We start from the raw sequence: 16,655 nt of genomic DNA, 5'->3' as shown, positions 1-16,655 counted from the left end.
CGCATCCATCGCCGCACCCGCGTGCTACACAAAAGGGCCACTTTTCCGTCAGAGAGAAGGGCTGGCCGAAACCCGCGCCCAGGTCTGTCCGCTGCTTCCGAAACCCCCTCATCCCCGATGATCTTGCTACCAGAAGCAAGTTCGGCGCCGATTTCGCTCCTGGTAGCAAGATCATCTTCGAAACAGGGACCGAAACCGGGCTCGGAGGGCTGGGGAGTCCGGGGCCTTCGCCGCCGCCTTTCGTCGCCCACTTCGACCGGCCGCGACACGTCCAGGCGTTGGGCTCCGAGGTGGGGGCCTTGCCCCTGCCTTCCCCGAACGGCCGGGGTGAGTAGTCATCCGGTGTACACCCGGTCCACGTTCTCAGGCCACCGGCCGCGCCTACGGTTTCGGATCGTCAGCTCTGCGGCTGGCGCCCCGCTGTGTTCCCCGCTGTGTTCCCCGCTGTGTTCCCCGCTGTAGAAGGGCTCATCCATGACTGGCTCCTCCTCTGGCTCCCTCAGCTCCCCCGACTCGCCTTCCTCCGCTTCTTCTGCCCAGGCCGGGTTGGGGCGGCGGGGTTTCCTCACCACGCTCACCGGTGCCGCTGCGGCCGCTGCCGGGCTGACCCTCCTACCCGCGGGCACCGCTCTGGCTCGGGACGGCGCCGCGACCACTCTGGATGTCATCTCCGATGTCCAGGGCGACCTGGCCGACTTCGCGCACGTTCTGGATTATCTGGACTCCCTCGGGACGGCCGACGCTCTCGTGGTCAACGGTGACCTGGTCGCCAACGGCCACGTCTCCGAGTACGAGGCCTACCGGAGGGTGCTGGACTCGCACCCGCATCCGGAGCGGGTGATCAGCACCATCGGCAATCACGAGCTGTACAACAGCGAGCCCTTCGACATCCAGGTCGACCGGTTCGTGGAGTACACCGGCATGCCCGGGGTGTACTCGGAGCAGGTGGTGGGCGACGTGCCGCTGTTGGCGATCGGGACCACCGAGCCCTTCGAGGGCACCAGCCCTCCGTTCGTGACGCTGGGCGCCGAACAGCTGTCCTGGCTGGACGAGCGGCTGTCCCACTACGCGGGCAGCGGGCTTCCGGTGTTCGTGCTGAGCCATCATGTGCTGCCGGAGAGCGTTTCCGGGACGACCGGGCAGGACAAGGCCCGGTTCTACGACCAGGACTTCGTGGACGAGATCGAGCTTCTGGAGATTCTGGGCGGGCATCCCGATGTCGTGTTTTTGTCCGGGCACACGCACTGGTCTTTGGAGCGTGACGACTGGGCTGTGCGCAAGGTGGTCTCCGGCGGCGATCCGCGGGGGTTCACGGTGGTCAACACCGGGTTCGTGCAGACCCTCTACGGTCCGAACGGCAACGGCGGCGAGCGGGCGATCGACGCCTCGGCGGCGCAGGGGCTGCGGATCGACGTGGCGCAGGACGGCACGGTGGCCGTGCACGCTCATGACCTGAAGGCCGGCACGGTGATCCGTTCGCTGGAGATCGAGGCTCCCACCAGCTAAGGGGCCACACAACGGCAGAAGGCTCCATCCGTGTGGATGGAGCCTTCTCGCTGGTACCCCCGAGCGGATTCGAACCGCCGTTACCGCCTTGAGAGGGCGGCGTCCTAGGCCACTAGACGACGGGGGCCTCAACCAGTCCCTGGAGACTGATGGTCGAGAGGAACGTGAACCCACGATACCCACTCGAACCGGACACTGGCGACAAGCGCCAGTCAGAGAGAAAGCCTCCACGAAGTGGAAGCGTTCTCCTGTGGTACCCCCGAGCGGATTCGAACCGCCGTTACCGCCTTGAGAGGGCGGCGTCCTAGGCCACTAGACGACGGGGGCGCACCGTGGATCCGAAGATCCGTGCTGATCGCTACGCGATCATGCGCTGGCCTACCAGGACTCGAACCTAGACTAACTGAACCAGAATCAGTCGTGCTGCCGATTACACCATAGGCCAGTGCTCTTGGAGGACTTGGCCGCTTTCGCTGCCCTGTCCCCCTCGGCGACGTGTTTAACTCTAGCGGACATTCTGAGTACTCGCGAACCAGAATCGGGGTGACCGGGCTGTGGCCCCGGCCACCCCGTACAGATCAGGCGCACATCAGCGCTCTGACCGACGCACTGGTCAGCCTTCGTCGGCGGCCTTCTCCGCGTCCTTCTCTTCGGCGCGCAGGCGCTCCAGGGCAACCTCCAGGCGCGCCTGGACGCGCTCGCGGCCCAGCAGCTCCAGGGACTCGAACAGCGGCAGCCCGACGGTCCGCCCGGTGACGGCCACCCGCACCGGCGCCTGGGCCTTGCCCAGCTTCAGCCCGAGCGCGGCCCCGGTCTCCTCGGTGGCGGTCTTGAGGGCGTCAGCCGTCCAGTCGAGATCGGGGTCGGCGAAGCGCGCGAGGGCGGCCTCCACCATCTCCTTGCCGACGCCCGGCTTCATCGCCTTCTTCCAGCTCTTCTCGTCCTCCGCGGGCTCCTTCAGGAAGAGGAAGTCCACGTTGGGGACGATCTCGCTGAGCACCGCCACACGGCTCTGCGCGAGCGGGGCGACCGCGGCGAACGCCTCGGCGTCGTAGTCGGCGGCGTCCCAGGGGGTGCCCTCGCCGGTGAGCCACGGCTGGCAGCGCTCGATGAAGTCCTCGACGCTCAGCTCACGGATGTACTCGCCGTTGAAGGCGCGCAGCTTCTTCTCGTCGAAGAACGCGCTGGAGCTGTTGACGTCCTGGATACGGAACAGCGGCATCATCTCCGACCACGGCATGATCTCGCGGTCGTCACCCGGCGCCCAGCCCAGCAGCATCAGGTAGTTGATCATCGCCTCGGCGAGGTAGCCCTCCTCCTGGTAGGACTCCAGGGCGACCTTGTCGCGGCGCTTGGACAGCTTCTTGCGCTGCTCGTTGACGATGACGGGCAGGTGTGCCCACACCGGCGGGGCCAGGTCCAGCGCCTCCCACAGCAGCTGCTGCTTGGGGGTGTTGGACAGGTGCTCCTCGCCGCGGATGACGTGCGTGATCCGCATCTCCACGTCGTCGAGCACGTTGGCCAGCACGAACAGCGGCGAGCCGTCGGCGCGGGCGATCACGAAGTCCTCGATGGAGGCGTGGTCGAACTCCACGTCGCCGCGGATCTGGTCGCGCACGATCGTGGGGCCGCCCTCGGGCACCCGGAAGCGCAGCGCCCGGCCCGGGCCCGGCTCCAGGCCGCGTTCCCGGCAGAAGCCGTCGTAGCCCAGGTACTGGTTGCCGCGGCGCTCCTGCACCTGCTCGCGGGTGCAGTCGCAGTAGTAGGCGCGGCCGGAGCGGTACAGCTCCTGCGCGGTCTCACGGTGCTTGTCGACGTAGGCCGACTGGAAGTAGGGACCCTCGAAGTGCGGGTCGTTCTCGTCGATGCCGATCCACGACATCGCTCGGATGATGCCGTCTGTCCACTCGGGACGGTTGCGGGCGGCGTCGGTGTCCTCGATGCGCAGCACCATGCGGCCCTCGGGCTGCTGCTGGGCCAGCGCCCAGTTGAAGAGGGCGGAACGTGCGCCACCGACATGGAACATGCCCGTGGGGGACGGGGCGAAGCGGGTACGAATAGGAGTCTCAGTCACGGTTCCCAGGGTATCGGTGGCCCGGGATGACCTGTGGGAAGTCCCGGAGGGGGCGGAGGCGCGCGGTCCGCCCCGTGCGCCGGGGGCGACCGGTCAGGTGCTGCTCGGCAGCGGCCTCGGGTAGGCCGGGCCCAGACCGAACTCACGGGAGAGGGCGTCCGCGAAGCCCGCGGCGATCTTCAGCTCCCCCCTGCCGTTCGGATGCGTTCCGTCGTAGGTGTCCTCGGCCGTGTCCCACAGCTCGGCCCCGGCCAGATCGAAGCTGACGACGGGGGACTGCTCTGTGGACAGGTCCTCGCTCACCGACTGGACGAGTTCGTTGTAGACGTACAAGCGCAGGGCGAAGCCCTCGTCACTGTCGGCCAGGGCGATGCGCGGGGCCTGTGCGAGGAGGATCCGGATCTCGGGGTTGGCCGCGCGGGCACCGAGGACGTAGGAGCGCAGGCGCTCCTCCATCTCCTCGGCGGAGATCGGGAACAGCAGGTCGTTGACGCCGATCATGGCGCACAGTACGTCCGGCTGGTACGCCCGGACATCCTCCTCGATAGTGGTGGCCGCCTCGTCCAGGGTGCGGCCCCAGCGGGCGTTGTGGTCCTGGTCGAAGTCCGGGTCCCGGTATTCGACGCTGTCCGGGTCACCGTCATCGGGTTCACCGCCAGTGAGCTCGGGCGGGATGATCTGCTCAGGAGTGGCGGGCGATGTGAAGGGGCCGACGAAGTCCAGGCTCTCGACATGGGGGTCGAGGTGGTTCCAGAGATGGAAGCGCCAGGTCTTGTCACCGTCGGCGCCCTGGGTCATGGAGTCCCCGGCCAGCATGATGCGCACCTGTGTCTGGCCGGTGCTGTCGGAGTCCGGGTCAGCGGAAGGATCCTCGGCCGCCGGGGAGAGCCGGGTAAGTATCCACAAGCCGGAACCCGCGAGCAGAAGGATCAGAGCGCCCACACCTGCGGAGAGGAGCGAACGGGGGATGCGGCTGGGTGCGGACAACGGGTCGGACCTTCCGTGGTGCGTTGCGTGCCGCCCCGGGAAGGCGGCCGTGCGCGGGCGCGCCCGCGCACGGTCCCGAGGTCAGTCCCGGGTGACCACCCTGTTGCTGATGGCGCCCAGACGTTCCACCGTAACGGTGACCTCCTGGCCGACCTCGACGGGGCCCACACCGGCCGGGGTCCCGGTCAGGACCACGTCGCCCGGGAGCAGCGTCATGAACGAGGTGACATAGGAGATGATGCCCGGGATGTCGTGGATGAACTGTGACGTACGTCCGTCCTGGCGCGTCTCGCCGTCCACGGTCGTGGTGACCGCCAGGTCCTGGGCCTCCTCGATGCTCAGTCCGGTGGTGATCCACGGCCCGATCGGGCAGAAGGAGTCGAACCCCTTGGCCCGGGTCCACTGCTTGTCCGTCTTCTGCAGGTCGCGGGCGGTGACGTCGTTGGCCACGGTGTAGCCGAAGATCACGTCCTTGGCGCGCTCCCGCGGCACCTCGCGGCAGGGCCGGGAGATGACGATGGCCAGCTCACCCTCGAAGTCCACCCGCTCGGAGGCCGAGGGGTAGAAGATCGGGTCGTTCGGCCCGGTGACGGCGGTGGACGGCTTGAGGAAGACCACCGGCTCGTCGGTGGACTCCCCCGTGATGTCCTTCATCTCCGCGACGTGGTCGGCGTAGTTCTTGCCGATGCACACGACCTTGGTGGGTAGGACCGGCGACAGCAGACGCACGTCGGAGAGCTTCGCGCGCTCACCCGTCAGCTTGATGTCCCCCAGCAGGGGGTGGCCCGTCAGCCGGGCGACGAACTCCTCCCCGCTGTCCGTGTCCGTGTCGATCAGGCCGAACCCGACCTCGTCACCGGCCGCGAACCGTGCGATACGCACCTGATGCCTCCCAGCAGCCCTGATTTCACTCGCTCTTGTCCGTCTGAAGCGTATCGGCGCCCAGGTGGGCACGGGGGAAGGCGGGCGGCCGTTGGGGCCAAGCCCCCGCGACAAACACCCGAAGCCGTGACACACCCACACTTCCCGGGACTCTGCCTGGCCCTTGACGGGGCCGATCTCTGGCATGCTGGGGTGCGTTAGACAAAACCCTCGGCCAGCCGCCGCTCCGAGGGTTGGCGGTACCGCCCGAGTGGGCGGGAACACCGCCCGGGGTGGCCGTCGCGACACTCGGCCGCTCCCGTGGGGACGCCTCCACCGACCGCCCTGGTCGGAGCGGACCCGCGGCCGCCGGAAGGCGTCGGAGGCCGGCCCTCCCCGCCCTCCCTGTTCGGGTCCCGGCGGAACCACCGTCCACTGTCGAGAGGTTGAGCCTCGTGCCCGCTCCCGCTCCCCGCGCCAAGCACCGCCGACGCCGTCGGTACCCCATGGGTCTGGCCCTGGGTCTGTGCCTGGTCTCGGGTGCCTCCGCCGTGTTGATGGTCAGCGTGCCCGAACCCGGCTCCGACGCGGGTTCCTCCGAGGAGACCTCCGCCAGCGGCCCGATGGGCGACGGGGTCCCCGACGAGGGCTCCGACCGCAGAGCCGCCCCCGAGAACGACCCCGTGGCCGAGTCCAGCACCGGCGCGAACACCCCCTCCCCCAGCCCCTCGCCGACCGAGGAGGAGCTCCCGGTCCTGCTGCGCTCGGTGGTGGAGGAGGTCGACACCGCCGACGGCGACCTCAAGGTGGTCGAGGGCGAGGGCGAGGTCATGGGTGAGGGCCCGCTGACGACCTTCGCGGTGGAGATCGAGGAGGGCCTGCCCGGCGAGGACGAGGACTTCTCGGACGCCGTGGAAGAGATCCTGGGCGATCCCCGCAGCTGGGGCGAGGACGGGGACCGCTCGTTCCAGAAGGTGGACGGCGACGACGCCGACATCCGGGTGCTGCTGGCCGCCCCGGACACGGTCGACCGCCTGTGCGCTCCGCTGCGCACCAACGGATACGTGTCCTGCGCCAACGGCAACCGCGCCATCATCAACCAGAACCGCTGGGTTTCGGGCGTCGACCACTTCGACGACGACCTGGAGACCTACCGGATCTACCTGATCAACCACGAGGTGGGCCACACCCTGGGCCACGGCCACGTGAACTGCCCGGGCGACGGCGAGCCCGCACCGGTGATGCAGCAGCAGACCCTGGGCCTGCAGGGCTGCGAGGCCAACGGCTGGGTGCACCCCTAGCGCCCACTGGCGGTCCCTGGTATCAACGGGCCACAGCGCCCCGCACTGGTTGCTGACCAATCCGGTGCCGGGCGTGCGCCGAATGCCCGTCGGACACGTCGGCGGATTTCCCGGACACGACGGGTATCCACCGTGTTCCATGGGTCCTGGCCCCGAGCGAACGGGGCCGTCCGTCGTCCGTGCGGGGCCCGCACCCCGCGCGTGAACCCGCCCGCCCCGCGTCGGGCGAGAGAGTGAGGCCGCATGTGTGACTGCCGCAAACCCCCCGCCGAGTCGGTGTCCGTCGTGCCGGAGGTGACCAGGCGCTCCGTGTTCGGGGTCGCCGGGGGCGGGGCCGTGGTCGGGGTGGTCACCGCCTGCGGCGGGGGTGAGGACACCGCGAACGGCGGGGACCCGACAGGCAGCGGGAACGGCGCGGACGACGCCGCCCCCGGGGACGTCGACGCCCCGATCGCCAGCACGGACGAGGTCCCCGTGGGCGAGGGTGCCGTCTTCAGCGAGCACGAGGTGGTCGTGACACAGCCCGAGGAGGGCACCTTCCGCGCCTTCTCCACCAGGTGCACGCACGAGGGCTGCCCGGTCGACCAGGTCTCCGACGGGCAGATCCAGTGCCCCTGCCACGGCAGCCGCTTCTCGATCGAGGACGGCTCCCCCGTCGAGGGCCCCGCGGAGAGCCCGCTGGAGGAGATTCGGATCCGCGTCGACGGCGACTCCATCGTGCTGGCCTGAGCGCGCGCTCCGACCCCGCACGAAGGGGCCGCGGTGGAATCCGGTGGATCCCGCCGCGGCCCCTCGCGTCATCGGGTCAGGCTCTAGTCGCCCACCGAATCGTTGTACTCCTCGATGGTGCGGGACACCCCGGCGGCCGCGTTGGACATGGCCTCCTCGGCGGAGGTGTCGCTGGTCAGGGCGGCCTCCCAGCCCTCCTCAGCGGCGACCCGGGCCTCGGACATCACGCCCATCATGCAACCCGCGGTGTTCTCGTTGATCTCGGAGTCCGCCAGCTGGTTGGCGGCCACGGAGAACTGCGGGAACTCCTCGGCGCGCTCACTGGCCTCCGGGCCGTCGTAGCCCTCGGTGTTGACCGCCAGGTATCCGGTTCCCGCGTGCCAGACCGACTGGGACTCCGGGGTCAGCAGGAACTGGACGAACTCCCAGGACCCGCGGATCTCCTCGGGGGTGTGCCCCTCGCCGTTGATCCACAGCGAAGCGCCGCCGATGATCGAGCCGCCCGGGTCGTCCGCGCTGATCAGCGGGAAGTACCCGGCGCCGACCTCGAAGTCGGACTGTTCGATGAACCCGCCCAGGGAACCGGTGGACTCCAGGGTCATCGCGGCGCGGCCGGAGGTGAAGGCGGCTTGGCCGTCGTCGGTGTTGCGGCCGATCTGCACCGCCAGGTCGTCCTCGATCATCTCCTCCCACCACTCGACGAGCTCCACGATCTTCGGGTCGTCGAAGAGCACCTCGGTGGCGCGGCCGTCGCGGCCGTTGGAGTTGTCGCAGTAGGGGGTGGCGGCGCGCGCCATGAACTGCTCGATGAACCAGCCGTACACGGCGGCGCCGAAGCCGTACTGGACCACGGTGCCGTCGTCGTCGGTGACGGTGAGCTGTTCGGCGGCCTCACGGATCTCGGCGAGGTCGGCGGGCGGGGAGTCCGGGTCGAGTCCGGCCTCCTCGAAGGCGTCCCGGTTGACGTACATGAGCGGGGTGGAGTTGTTGAAGGGGAACGACCGCAGGTCGCCCTCGACCGTGAAGTAGTTGAGCAGCGCGTCCTCGATCGGGGACGTGTCGTAGTCGTCCTCGTCGACGAAGGACTGCGCGGGCACGGTCTGCGCGGAGTCGATCATGAACTGCGTACCGAGGTCGTAGATCATGATCAGCTCGGCGGTGTCGCCCTGCTGGATCGCGGCGCGGTGGCTGGCCAGCGCCTCGTCGTAGTTGCCCTGGAAGGAGCCGGTCACTTCGATCCGGCCCTCGTTCTGGGCGTTGAACTCATCGATCAGCCCGTCCAGCACCTGGCCGTTGGTGGCGTCCATGCTGTGCCAGAACTCGACCTGGACCGCCTCGTCGAGGCCGTCCAGGACCTGCGGGCCGGGGGCGGTGAGGTCGCTGCCGCCACCGCCGCCACCGTCATCGGAGCAGGCGCTGAGGACCAGGCCCAGGCTCGTGAGCAGGGCTGCGGTCTTCACACCGCGACGTCGGGGGGAACGTTTCATTTGCTACTCGTCTCCACTAGGTGTTTCGCGCCCTACTTGATAGCGCCCGCGGTCAGGCCCCGGACGATAAAGCGCTGCCCGAAGACCACGAGGGCGAGGGTGGGGATGACGGACAGGGCCGCGCCCGCCAGGACGAGGCCGGGGTTGGCCGCCTCCCCCGCCTTGAGGCTGTTCAGACCGATCTGCAGGGTCTGCATCTCGGTGCTGCGGGTGATGATCAGCGGCCAGAAGTACATGTTCCAGCTGGTGATGAACACGTACATGCCGACGGCGGTCAGGGCCGGTTTGCTCAGCGGTAGCAGGATGGTCCACAGGAATCTGAGGTGTCCCATGCCGTCGATGCGCGCGGCGTCGTACAGCTCGCGCGGGAACTGTTTGAAGCTCTGGCGCAGCAGGAAGGTGCCGAACGCGTAGGCCAGGAAGGGCAGGACCAGCCCGGCATAGGTGTCGCCGAGCCCCCACCCGGTGAGGGTGAGGTAGTTCGGGATGAAGGTCGCCTCGGCGGGGACCATGAGCGTGGACAGGAACAGCGCGAAGATCACCGCGCTGCCCCGGAAGCGCAGGAACACGAACGCGTACGCGGCCAGGGCCGAGGTGAACAGCTGGCAGACCGTGATGATTCCGGCCATGACCAGCGAGTTCGTGTACATGCGCAGAAGCGGGACGGCGGCCAGCGCGCCCTGGACGTTCTCGAAGTGCACACCGGTGGGCAGCAGCCGCGGCGGGAACGTGGAGAGTTCGCGGGGCTCCATGAGGGTCCCCACGAACACGTAGTACACGGGGAACAGCACCGGGATGAGCAGTGCGGCCAGCATGAGGTAAAGCAGGACGCGGCCGACGATGAATCCGACCCCGCGCCGGTGGCGCGAGCGGGGGCGCGGGGGCGCGGTGCGGGCGAGTCCGTAGGCGGTGGCACCGCGGACGTCCGCGGTGCCCGCGGCTCCGGACGCGGCGGAGGTTCGGCTCATGAGTAGTGCACCTTCCGCTCGATGACACCGAACTGGACCAGGGTGCACACCAGAACCACCACGAGCAGGACGAGCGCCTGAGCGCTGGCTCGGCCGAAGTCACTGGTGCCGTAGGCGAAGGCGTCCTGGTAGATGGAGTAGACGAGGGTGGTCGTGGAGCCGACCGGCCCGCCCGCGGTGAGGATGTGGATCTGGCCGAAGCTCTGGAGCGCGTTGATCGTGGAGATGACGATCAGGAAGAAGAGCTGTGGCCCGAGCATGGGGACGGTGACGTCCCAGGCCAGGCGCGGCCCGGTGGCGCCGTCGATACGGGCGGCCTCGTTGACCTCCTTGGGGATCGAGCCGATCCCGGCGGCGAGCACGAGGACGCCGTAGCCGAGGTTCATCCACACCGTGGTGAGGGCGACCGACCACAGGGCCATCTCCTGGGAGGTCAGCCAGGGGACCTGGTCGAGGCCCATGCGGTAGAGGATGCCGTTGAGGACGCTGTTACCCGGGCTGTAGAAGACAGCGAAGATCACCGAGGCGCTGGCCACGGAGAACGCGAAGGGCAGGGCGAAGGCGCCGCGCAGGAACTTCTGGCCGCGCAGGACCCCCTCCATCAGGAGGACCACCACGAGAGCGCCGACGACTCCGGGAACCACGACCCCGAGGGTGAACACCAGGGTGGTGAACAGGATCCGGCCGAACTCGGGCGAGGCCATCTCGGCGAAGTGGCTCAGGCCGACGAAGCGGTTGGGCTGGCCGATGATGTCGTTGCCGTGCATCGACAGGTAGACGGTGCGGCCCAGGGGATAGACCAGGAAGAGCGCGAAGATCACCACGGAGGGACCGAGGAAGCCCCATGCGAGGAGCGCGTCCCGGCCCGGACCGGCGCGTTTGTGTGAGGACGTGGGGGTGGGTCGCGACGCGGCGCGGCGTTCGGACACCGGGCCGGCGCTCACGCCGTTCCCCCCGTCCGGTCGGATGGTGGCTGAGGACACGCCCCGAAGTCTTCACGGGACAGGTGGCCTGCGGTTCGCGGGAAGGCGAACTGTACGCCAACGGAAGGGCGCGCATCGGTGAGGACCGTCATCTATCACCACTCGTACATCTCGGGCTTCGCCAAAGTTCGCAGTATCGAGTGGCCGGGGTCACACTGGCTATGGCCTCAAGGACAGGCCTGTCTTACCTCAAATTAAGGTCCGGCCGCCTGACCACGGGTTTCGGGTCAGGCGGCCGGGTGACAACAGGCGTGTGTTCCGCGGGGTTCAGGTCACCCCGAACGGGTGCGGATGACGGAGCAGGGCCCCGGGGGCCGGGGCTCAGCCCTGCGGGTAGCCCTGGCGCAGCAGCCCGTAGGTGATGGCCTGCTCCAGCGCCACCCACGAGGCGTCCACGACGTTCGGGCCCACGCCCACCGTCGTCCACTCCCCGCTGCCGTCGCTGAAGGTGACCAGGATCCGGGTGATGGCGTTGGTGCCTGAGGAGCCCTCCAGGATGCGGACCTTGTAGTCCGTGAGCTCCAGCCCGGCCAGCGCGGTGTAGACGCTCTCCATCGAACTGCGCAGCGCCCGGTCCAGCGCGTTCACCGGTCCGTTGCCCTCGGAGGTGGCGATGACGCGCTCACCCTTGACGTCGAGCTTGACCGTGGCCTCGCTGAGGCTCTCGTAGTCGCTGGCCAGCGGGCTGGACCCGGCCGCCGGGCGGCGCTCGGTGATGACCCGCCAGGACTCGGTCTCGAAGTAGCGGATCGGGGCACCGAGCTCCTCGCGCAGCAGCAGCTCCAGGGAGGCGTCGGCCGCCTCGAAGCTGTAGCCGGACAGTTCCAGGCTCTTGACCCGCTCCACGACCCGCCCGGACAGGTCACGGTCTCCGGCCAGGTCAAGGCCCAGCTCCTGGGCCTTGAGCTCGATGGAGGCGCGCCCGGCCATGTCGGAGACGAGCATGCGCATGCGGTTGCCGACCAGCTCGGGGTCGGTGTGCTGGTACAGGTCGGGGTCGACCTTGATGGCCGAGGCGTGCAGCCCGGCCTTGTGCGCGAAGGCCGACACCCCCACGTAGGGCTGGTGGGTGTCGGGGGCGAGGTTGACGAGCTCGGCGATGGCGGTGGCCACCCGGGTCATCTCACCCATGCAGCCCTCGGGCAGCACGTCCATGCCCCGTTTGAGGTTGAGCGCGCCCACCACGGAGAAGAGGTTGGCGTTGCCCACGCGCTCGCCGTAGCCGTTGGCGGTGCACTGCACGTGTGTGGCGCCCGCGTCCACGGCTGCGAGGGTGTTGGCGACGGCGCAGCCGGTGTCGTCCTGGGCGTGGATGCCCAGGCGGGCGCCGGTGGCCTCCAGTACCTCGGTGACCACGCGGGTGACGTCGCTGGGGAGCATGCCCCCGTTGGTGTCGCACAGCACCACCACGTCGGCCCCGGCGTCGGCCGCGGCCCGCACCACGGCGAGCGCGTACTCGGGGTTGTGGCGGTAGCCGTCGAAGAAGTGCTCGCAGTCCACGAACACACGCTGCCCGTGTTCGTGCAGGTGGGCGACGGTGTCGGCGACCATGGCGAGGTTCTCGTCGAGGGTCGTGCGCAGGGCACGTTCGACGTGCCGGTCGTCACTCTTGGCGACAAGAGTGACGACCGACGCGCCGCTGTCGCGCAGTGCGGCCACCTGAGGGTCGTCGGCGGCCTTCACTCCGGCCCGGCGGGTCGCCCCGAACGCGGAGAGTCGCGCGTGCTTCAGCGTCAGCTCTTGTGAAGCCCGCTGAAAGAATTCGGTGTCCTTGGGGTTGGCCCCGGGCCACCCACCCTCGATGAACGCCACTCCGAAGTCGTCGAGCAGCTTCGCGATGGCCAGCTTGTCGGAGACCCGAAGGTTGATCCCCTCGCGCTGGGCTCCGTCGCGCAGCGTGGTGTCGAAGACGTGGAAACTGTCGTTCCTCATGGATGGAACTCCCGGTCGATGCTGTGTGTGGCGGTCCCGACCAACAAAAAAGACCCCTCGTGGACACGAGAGGTCAGCGCGCTGGCAGGGTCCGGATTCTTCCCTGCGTCTACGCGGGAAGTCGTCAGCCAGCGCGCCCCAAAATAATGAGTACCTGGGACAGCATGAGGCCAGTGTGCCACACGGCCCCCGGAGAGACGCAGTTCGGGGCCAACATGTCTCATTCAATGAGACGAGAATTTCTCAGAACGGACAAAAGCACTGGCGGTTGCCGTAAACGCAGTGAGGGGCCACCCGATTCTCCGGGCGGCCCCTCACATCCAGCAGGAGTCTCAGGGGCGGGCGTCAGCAGCTGCTCATAGCACTCCGAGCAGTCGGGCTACGGCACCTCCACGACCGCCTCGGCTTCGGCGGCCTCGCGGAGGGCGTCGAGCTCCTCCTGGGTGATCTGCGGTTCCATGGGCGGGCGGTCCTGGGGAGTGTTGAGCATCTCCTCCAGGATCTCCTTGCGCGGGTCGACCCAGCCCGGGTCGCCCTCGGACAGGTTTCCCGGGGCTCCCCCACCGGTTTCGGGCACCGTCGCACCGCCAGGACCCTGTGCCCCCGGAGCCTGCTCCGGGGTGTCCGCAGTGTGCTCCCCCGCCTGCCCGTCCTCGCTCTCCCCCTGGCCCTGGGCGTCCTCGGGTTCGGCGGTGCCGGTCAGCGGGGTGGTGCGGCGTTCGGAGGAACTCCCCTCCTCGTCCTCGGCCACGCTCGGGGCCGGGGCGGGCGGGTTGAAGGCAGCGGCCACCTCGGTGGCGGTGAAGGCCGCACCGCCCACCACCAGTCCGGCGGCGGCCGCCAGGGCCGCGCGGGCGGGCCAGGAGAAGGGGGTACGAGGCGCGGTCGCCCCGTCCGCTGCGGAGGCGGCGGGTTCGTCGTTCCCGGGCGCGGGGGGAACGGAGGGTTCAGGCACGGCTGGGCTCCTCGGAGGAAGGGGGATGACGGGGGTCGGAGCGGGCCCGACCAGGATAGCCAGCACCCCGGACAGGCGAAGGGCCGCCGTCGGGCGTGCTGACGGCGGCCCCTGCCGGTCACCCGGCTTCTCCGCTCCTAGAAGCGCGTGATCCAGCCGTGCTTGTCCTCGCGCAGACCGGTCTGCAGGCCCACCAGCTCCTCGCGCAGGCGCATGGTGACCGGGCCGGGCGTGCCGTCGCCGATGGTGAACTCGCCGTCGTCGCTCTTGACGTGGCCGACCGGGGTGACCACCGCGGCGGTGCCGCAGGCGAAGACCTCGGTCATCTCACCGGACTCGGCGGCGGCCCTCCACTCCTCGATGGACAGCGGCTCCTCCTCGGCCGGGATACCCAGGTCCGGGGCGAGGGTCAGCAGCGACTCGCGGGTGATGCCGGGCAGCAGGGTGCCGGTCAGCGGAGGCGTGCGCAGGCGGGCGTTCTCGCCCTCGCCGAACACGAACCACAGGTTCATGCCGCCCATCTCCTCGACCCAGCGGTGCTCGCGGGCGTCCAGCCACACGACCTGGTCGCAGCCCTTCTCCACGGCCTGGGCCTGGGCCAGGAAGCTCGCGGCGTAGTTGCCCGCGAACTTCGCGGCGCCGGTGCCGCCCGGGGCGGCGCGGGTGAAGTCCTTGGACAGCCAGACCGTCACCGGCTTGACGCCGCCGGAGAAGTAGGAGCCCACCGGCGAGGCGATGAGCAGGTAGACGTAGCTGCGCGAGGGGTTGTTGACCCCCAGGCCCACGTCGGTGGCGATCATGAACGGGCGCAGGTAGAGGCTGAAGTACTCCTTGGACGGCACCCACTCGCCGTCGTGCTCCAGGAGCAGCTCGATGGACTTGAGGAAGAGCTCCTCGGGCAGGTCCGGCATCGCCATCCGCGCAGCGCTGCGGTTGAAGCGGGCCGCGTTGGCCTCGGGGCGGAAGGAGGCGAGCGAACCGTCCGGGTGGCGGTAGGCCTTGAGCCCCTCGAAGATCTCCTGGGCGTAGTGCAGGGCAGCGGTGGCCGGGTCCAGGCTCAGCGGACCGTACGGCTCCAGCTTGGCGTCGTGCCAGCCCTTGCCCTCGGTGTAGCGGATGGTCACCATGTGGTCGGTGAACACCTGACCGAACCCGGGGTTCTCCAGCAGTGCCTCGCGCTCCTGCGGGGTCTTCCGCCGGTCGGAGAGCTGGATGTCGAACGTCAAGCCAGTGGTGGTGGCGTTGTTGTCCATGTTGTCGGTGGTCCTCTCGGGTGCAACGGGTCGGCAGCGCCGCCGACCTGGGATCTAGTGTGTCGGAAGAGCGCACCCGGTGCCAGGGCGGAACCAAACGGAGCCAAACGGGCAGCGGGCGCGCCGGAGTGTTTCCAGGCGCGCCCGCTGTGGTCACAGGTGGCTTTTCAGTGGCTTCTGGGTCGGCCGCGCCTCGAAAACGGGCAGGGCCGACGGGGGTGGTGTCAGCCCTGCTCGGCTACTCGCGCGGCGAGGTCGTCGCCGATCTGGGTGGTGGACCGGACCGCACCGCTCTGGGCGCGGGTCTTCAGGTCCGCCGAGACCGCGGCCTCGATACGGCGTGCGGCTTCGGGCACACCCAGGTGGTCCAGCATGGTCGCGGCGGAGAGCACCGTGGCGGTCGGGTCGGCCTTGCCCTGGCCGGCGATGTCCGGCGCGGAACCGTGGACCGGCTCGAACATGCTGGGGAAGGTGTTGTCCGGGTTGATGTTACCGCTGGCGGCCAGGCCGATGCCGCCGGTGATGGCGGCGCCGATGTCGGTGATGATGTCGCCGAACAGGTTGTCGGTGACGACCACGTCGAAGCGGCCGGGCTGGTTGACGAAGAACATCGCCGCGGCGTCGACGTGGCAGTAGTCCACGGACACCTGCGGGTACTCGGCGCCGACCTCCTTGACGGTGCGCTGCCACAGCTCGCCGGCGAAGGTGAGGACGTTGTCCTTGTGCACCAGGGTCAGCTTCTGGCGGGGGCGGACCGCCGCCTTCTCGAAGGCGAAGCGGACCACGCGCTCGACGCCGAAGCGGGTGTTCACGCTGTCCTGGGTGGCGATCTCGTGCGGGGTGCCCTTGCGCAGCACGCCGCCCGCGCCCGCGTAGGGGCCCTCGGTGCCCTCGCGCACGACCAGCATGTCGATGTCCTCGGGGCCCACGCCCGCCAGCGGGCTCTCCACGCCGGGGTACAGGCGCACCGGGCGCAGGTTGACGTAGTGGTCGAAGTCGAAGCGCAGGCGCAGCAGCAGGCCGCGCTCCAAGACCCCGCTGGGGACGGAGGGGTCGCCGACGGCGCCCAGGTAGATGGCGTCCTGCTCGCGCAGCTCGGCGGCGACGGAGTCGGGCAGCGTCTCACCGGTGCGGTGCCAGAGCTTGGCGCCCAGCTCGTACTCGGTGGTGTCGACGGCCAGGTCGAACTGGGCGGCGGCGACGCCCAGGACCTTGAGACCTTCGGCGACCACCTCGGAGCCGATCCCGTCACCCGGGATGACGGCCAGTTTCACGGTGCGAGCTGCCATAGGACTGCCTCTAACTCAGACGTGACCCGCCATGGAATTCTCACATAGCGAGACGGTATGAACAGTAGATGAGACAACTGTACCGGCCCGAAGGACCGGCACAGCCGCCTGCCCGCGAACACCGGCCAAAGCGCGGCGGAGACCTCACAAGGCGCAGTACTCAGTCACGACGGTTGATGGCGTCCTGCAGGGCGCGGGCGATCTCGTCGTCGCCGTCGGGCGTGGACGGGTACTCGATCATGTCGTACATGTGATCCTCCGGATGCGATCGGATGCTCTGCGTGACGCCGGGAGCGTACGGCTCCGCCGTCAGCGTTCGACGGTGACGTG

At 69.1% G+C, this 16,655-nt stretch carries 13 protein-coding genes and 3 tRNA genes; 3 read left to right on the top strand and 13 right to left on the bottom strand.

All coding sequences use genetic code 11. From position 1 onward, the window contains the following. The first annotated feature begins 474 nt into the window (after nt 1-474). A complete protein-coding gene (locus tag NE857_RS07020; RefSeq protein ID WP_254420270.1) occupies nt 475-1,506 on the top strand; it encodes a DUF4073 domain-containing protein in 1,032 nt (343 codons plus the stop codon). 51 nt (nt 1,507-1,557) lie between these two features. Here the strand turns inward: NE857_RS07020 and NE857_RS07015 are convergent. The 6 genes from NE857_RS07015 to NE857_RS06990 all read right to left on the bottom strand — a co-directional run bounded on the left by NE857_RS07015 (nt 1,558) and on the right by NE857_RS06990 (nt 5,449). Then, nucleotides 1,558-1,633 (bottom strand) — tRNA-Glu (locus tag NE857_RS07015). 124 nt (nt 1,634-1,757) lie between these two features. Next, nucleotides 1,758-1,833 (bottom strand) — tRNA-Glu (locus NE857_RS07010). A gap of 46 nt (nt 1,834-1,879) precedes the next feature. Continuing rightward, nucleotides 1,880-1,951, bottom strand: a tRNA-Gln gene (locus tag NE857_RS07005). A gap of 168 nt (nt 1,952-2,119) precedes the next feature. Further along, on the bottom strand, nt 2,120-3,580 hold the full coding sequence (gene gltX / locus NE857_RS07000) for a glutamate--tRNA ligase (RefSeq protein WP_301184312.1): 1,461 nt from the start codon (nt 3,578-3,580) through the stop codon (nt 2,120-2,122). Between the two features lie 93 nt (nt 3,581-3,673). Further along, nucleotides 3,674-4,567: a GDSL-type esterase/lipase family protein gene (locus tag NE857_RS06995; protein ID WP_254420269.1), complete on the bottom strand. Its 894-nt coding sequence runs from the start codon at nt 4,565-4,567 to the stop codon at nt 3,674-3,676. A gap of 81 nt (nt 4,568-4,648) precedes the next feature. After that, nucleotides 4,649-5,449 (bottom strand): fumarylacetoacetate hydrolase family protein, encoded by an 801-nt coding sequence (locus tag NE857_RS06990; protein WP_017580686.1) that lies wholly within the window; start codon nt 5,447-5,449, stop codon nt 4,649-4,651. 485 nt (nt 5,450-5,934) lie between these two features. Here NE857_RS06990 and NE857_RS06985 point away from each other — a divergent pair, with 485 nt between their 5' ends. After that, on the top strand, nt 5,935-6,729 hold the full coding sequence (locus NE857_RS06985) for a DUF3152 domain-containing protein (RefSeq protein ID WP_254421899.1): 795 nt from the start codon (nt 5,935-5,937) through the stop codon (nt 6,727-6,729). Between the two features lie 243 nt (nt 6,730-6,972). After that, nucleotides 6,973-7,458, top strand: coding sequence for a Rieske (2Fe-2S) protein (locus NE857_RS06980; protein ID WP_254420268.1), 486 nt, complete (start codon nt 6,973-6,975; stop codon nt 7,456-7,458). An 83-nt stretch (nt 7,459-7,541) separates the two neighbouring features. Here the strand turns inward: NE857_RS06980 and NE857_RS06975 are convergent, their stop codons facing one another. The 7 genes from NE857_RS06975 to NE857_RS06945 form a co-directional block, all read right to left on the bottom strand. Further along, on the bottom strand, nt 7,542-8,945 hold the full coding sequence (locus NE857_RS06975) for an ABC transporter substrate-binding protein (protein WP_254420267.1): 1,404 nt from the start codon (nt 8,943-8,945) through the stop codon (nt 7,542-7,544). 32 nt (nt 8,946-8,977) lie between these two features. Beyond that, nucleotides 8,978-9,913, bottom strand: a complete 936-nt coding sequence (locus tag NE857_RS06970) for a carbohydrate ABC transporter permease (RefSeq protein ID WP_254420266.1) — start codon at nt 9,911-9,913, stop codon at nt 8,978-8,980. Continuing rightward, entirely contained in the window at nt 9,910-10,857 is a 948-nt protein-coding gene (locus tag NE857_RS06965; RefSeq protein ID WP_254420265.1) for a carbohydrate ABC transporter permease, read from the bottom strand. Before NE857_RS06965 ends, NE857_RS06970 begins: the two co-directional genes overlap by 4 nt. A 360-nt stretch (nt 10,858-11,217) precedes the next feature. Continuing rightward, entirely contained in the window at nt 11,218-12,828 is a 1,611-nt protein-coding gene (gene cimA, locus NE857_RS06960; protein ID WP_254420264.1) for a citramalate synthase, read from the bottom strand. A gap of 379 nt (nt 12,829-13,207) precedes the next feature. Next, on the bottom strand, nt 13,208-13,783 hold the full coding sequence (locus tag NE857_RS06955) for a hypothetical protein (RefSeq protein ID WP_254420263.1): 576 nt from the start codon (nt 13,781-13,783) through the stop codon (nt 13,208-13,210). Between the two features lie 137 nt (nt 13,784-13,920). Beyond that, nucleotides 13,921-15,036 carry a branched-chain amino acid aminotransferase gene (locus tag NE857_RS06950; protein WP_254420262.1) on the bottom strand — a complete coding sequence of 372 codons (1,116 nt, stop codon included), beginning with the start codon at nt 15,034-15,036 and terminating at the stop codon, nt 13,921-13,923. A 224-nt stretch (nt 15,037-15,260) separates the two neighbouring features. After that, nucleotides 15,261-16,325 carry a 3-isopropylmalate dehydrogenase gene (locus tag NE857_RS06945; protein WP_254420261.1) on the bottom strand — a complete coding sequence of 355 codons (1,065 nt, stop codon included), beginning with the start codon at nt 16,323-16,325 and terminating at the stop codon, nt 15,261-15,263. Between the last annotated feature and the right edge of the window lie 330 nt (nt 16,326-16,655).

The sequence above is a fragment of the Nocardiopsis exhalans genome (genome assembly GCF_024134545.1).
Lineage (GTDB): Bacteria > Actinomycetota > Actinomycetes > Streptosporangiales > Streptosporangiaceae > Nocardiopsis > Nocardiopsis exhalans.
The sequence above is the reverse complement of the archived record's forward strand: the minus strand, read 5'-3'. Positions and strand labels throughout refer to the sequence as shown.

Coding starts and splice junctions, on each gene's coding strand:
- NE857_RS07020 (WP_254420270.1), top strand. CDS start 475: ATGACTGGCTCCTCCTCTGGCTCCCTCAGCTCCCCCGACTCGCCTTCC.
- NE857_RS06985 (WP_254421899.1), top strand. CDS start 5,935: ATGGGTCTGGCCCTGGGTCTGTGCCTGGTCTCGGGTGCCTCCGCCGTG.
- NE857_RS06980 (WP_254420268.1), top strand. CDS start 6,973: ATGTGTGACTGCCGCAAACCCCCCGCCGAGTCGGTGTCCGTCGTGCCG.
- NE857_RS06975 (WP_254420267.1), bottom strand. CDS start 8,945: ATGAAACGTTCCCCCCGACGTCGCGGTGTGAAGACCGCAGCCCTGCTC.
- NE857_RS06970 (WP_254420266.1), bottom strand. CDS start 9,913: ATGAGCCGAACCTCCGCCGCGTCCGGAGCCGCGGGCACCGCGGACGTC.
- cimA (WP_254420264.1), bottom strand. CDS start 12,828: ATGAGGAACGACAGTTTCCACGTCTTCGACACCACGCTGCGCGACGGA.
- NE857_RS06950 (WP_254420262.1), bottom strand. CDS start 15,036: ATGGACAACAACGCCACCACCACTGGCTTGACGTTCGACATCCAGCTC.
- NE857_RS06945 (WP_254420261.1), bottom strand. CDS start 16,325: ATGGCAGCTCGCACCGTGAAACTGGCCGTCATCCCGGGTGACGGGATC.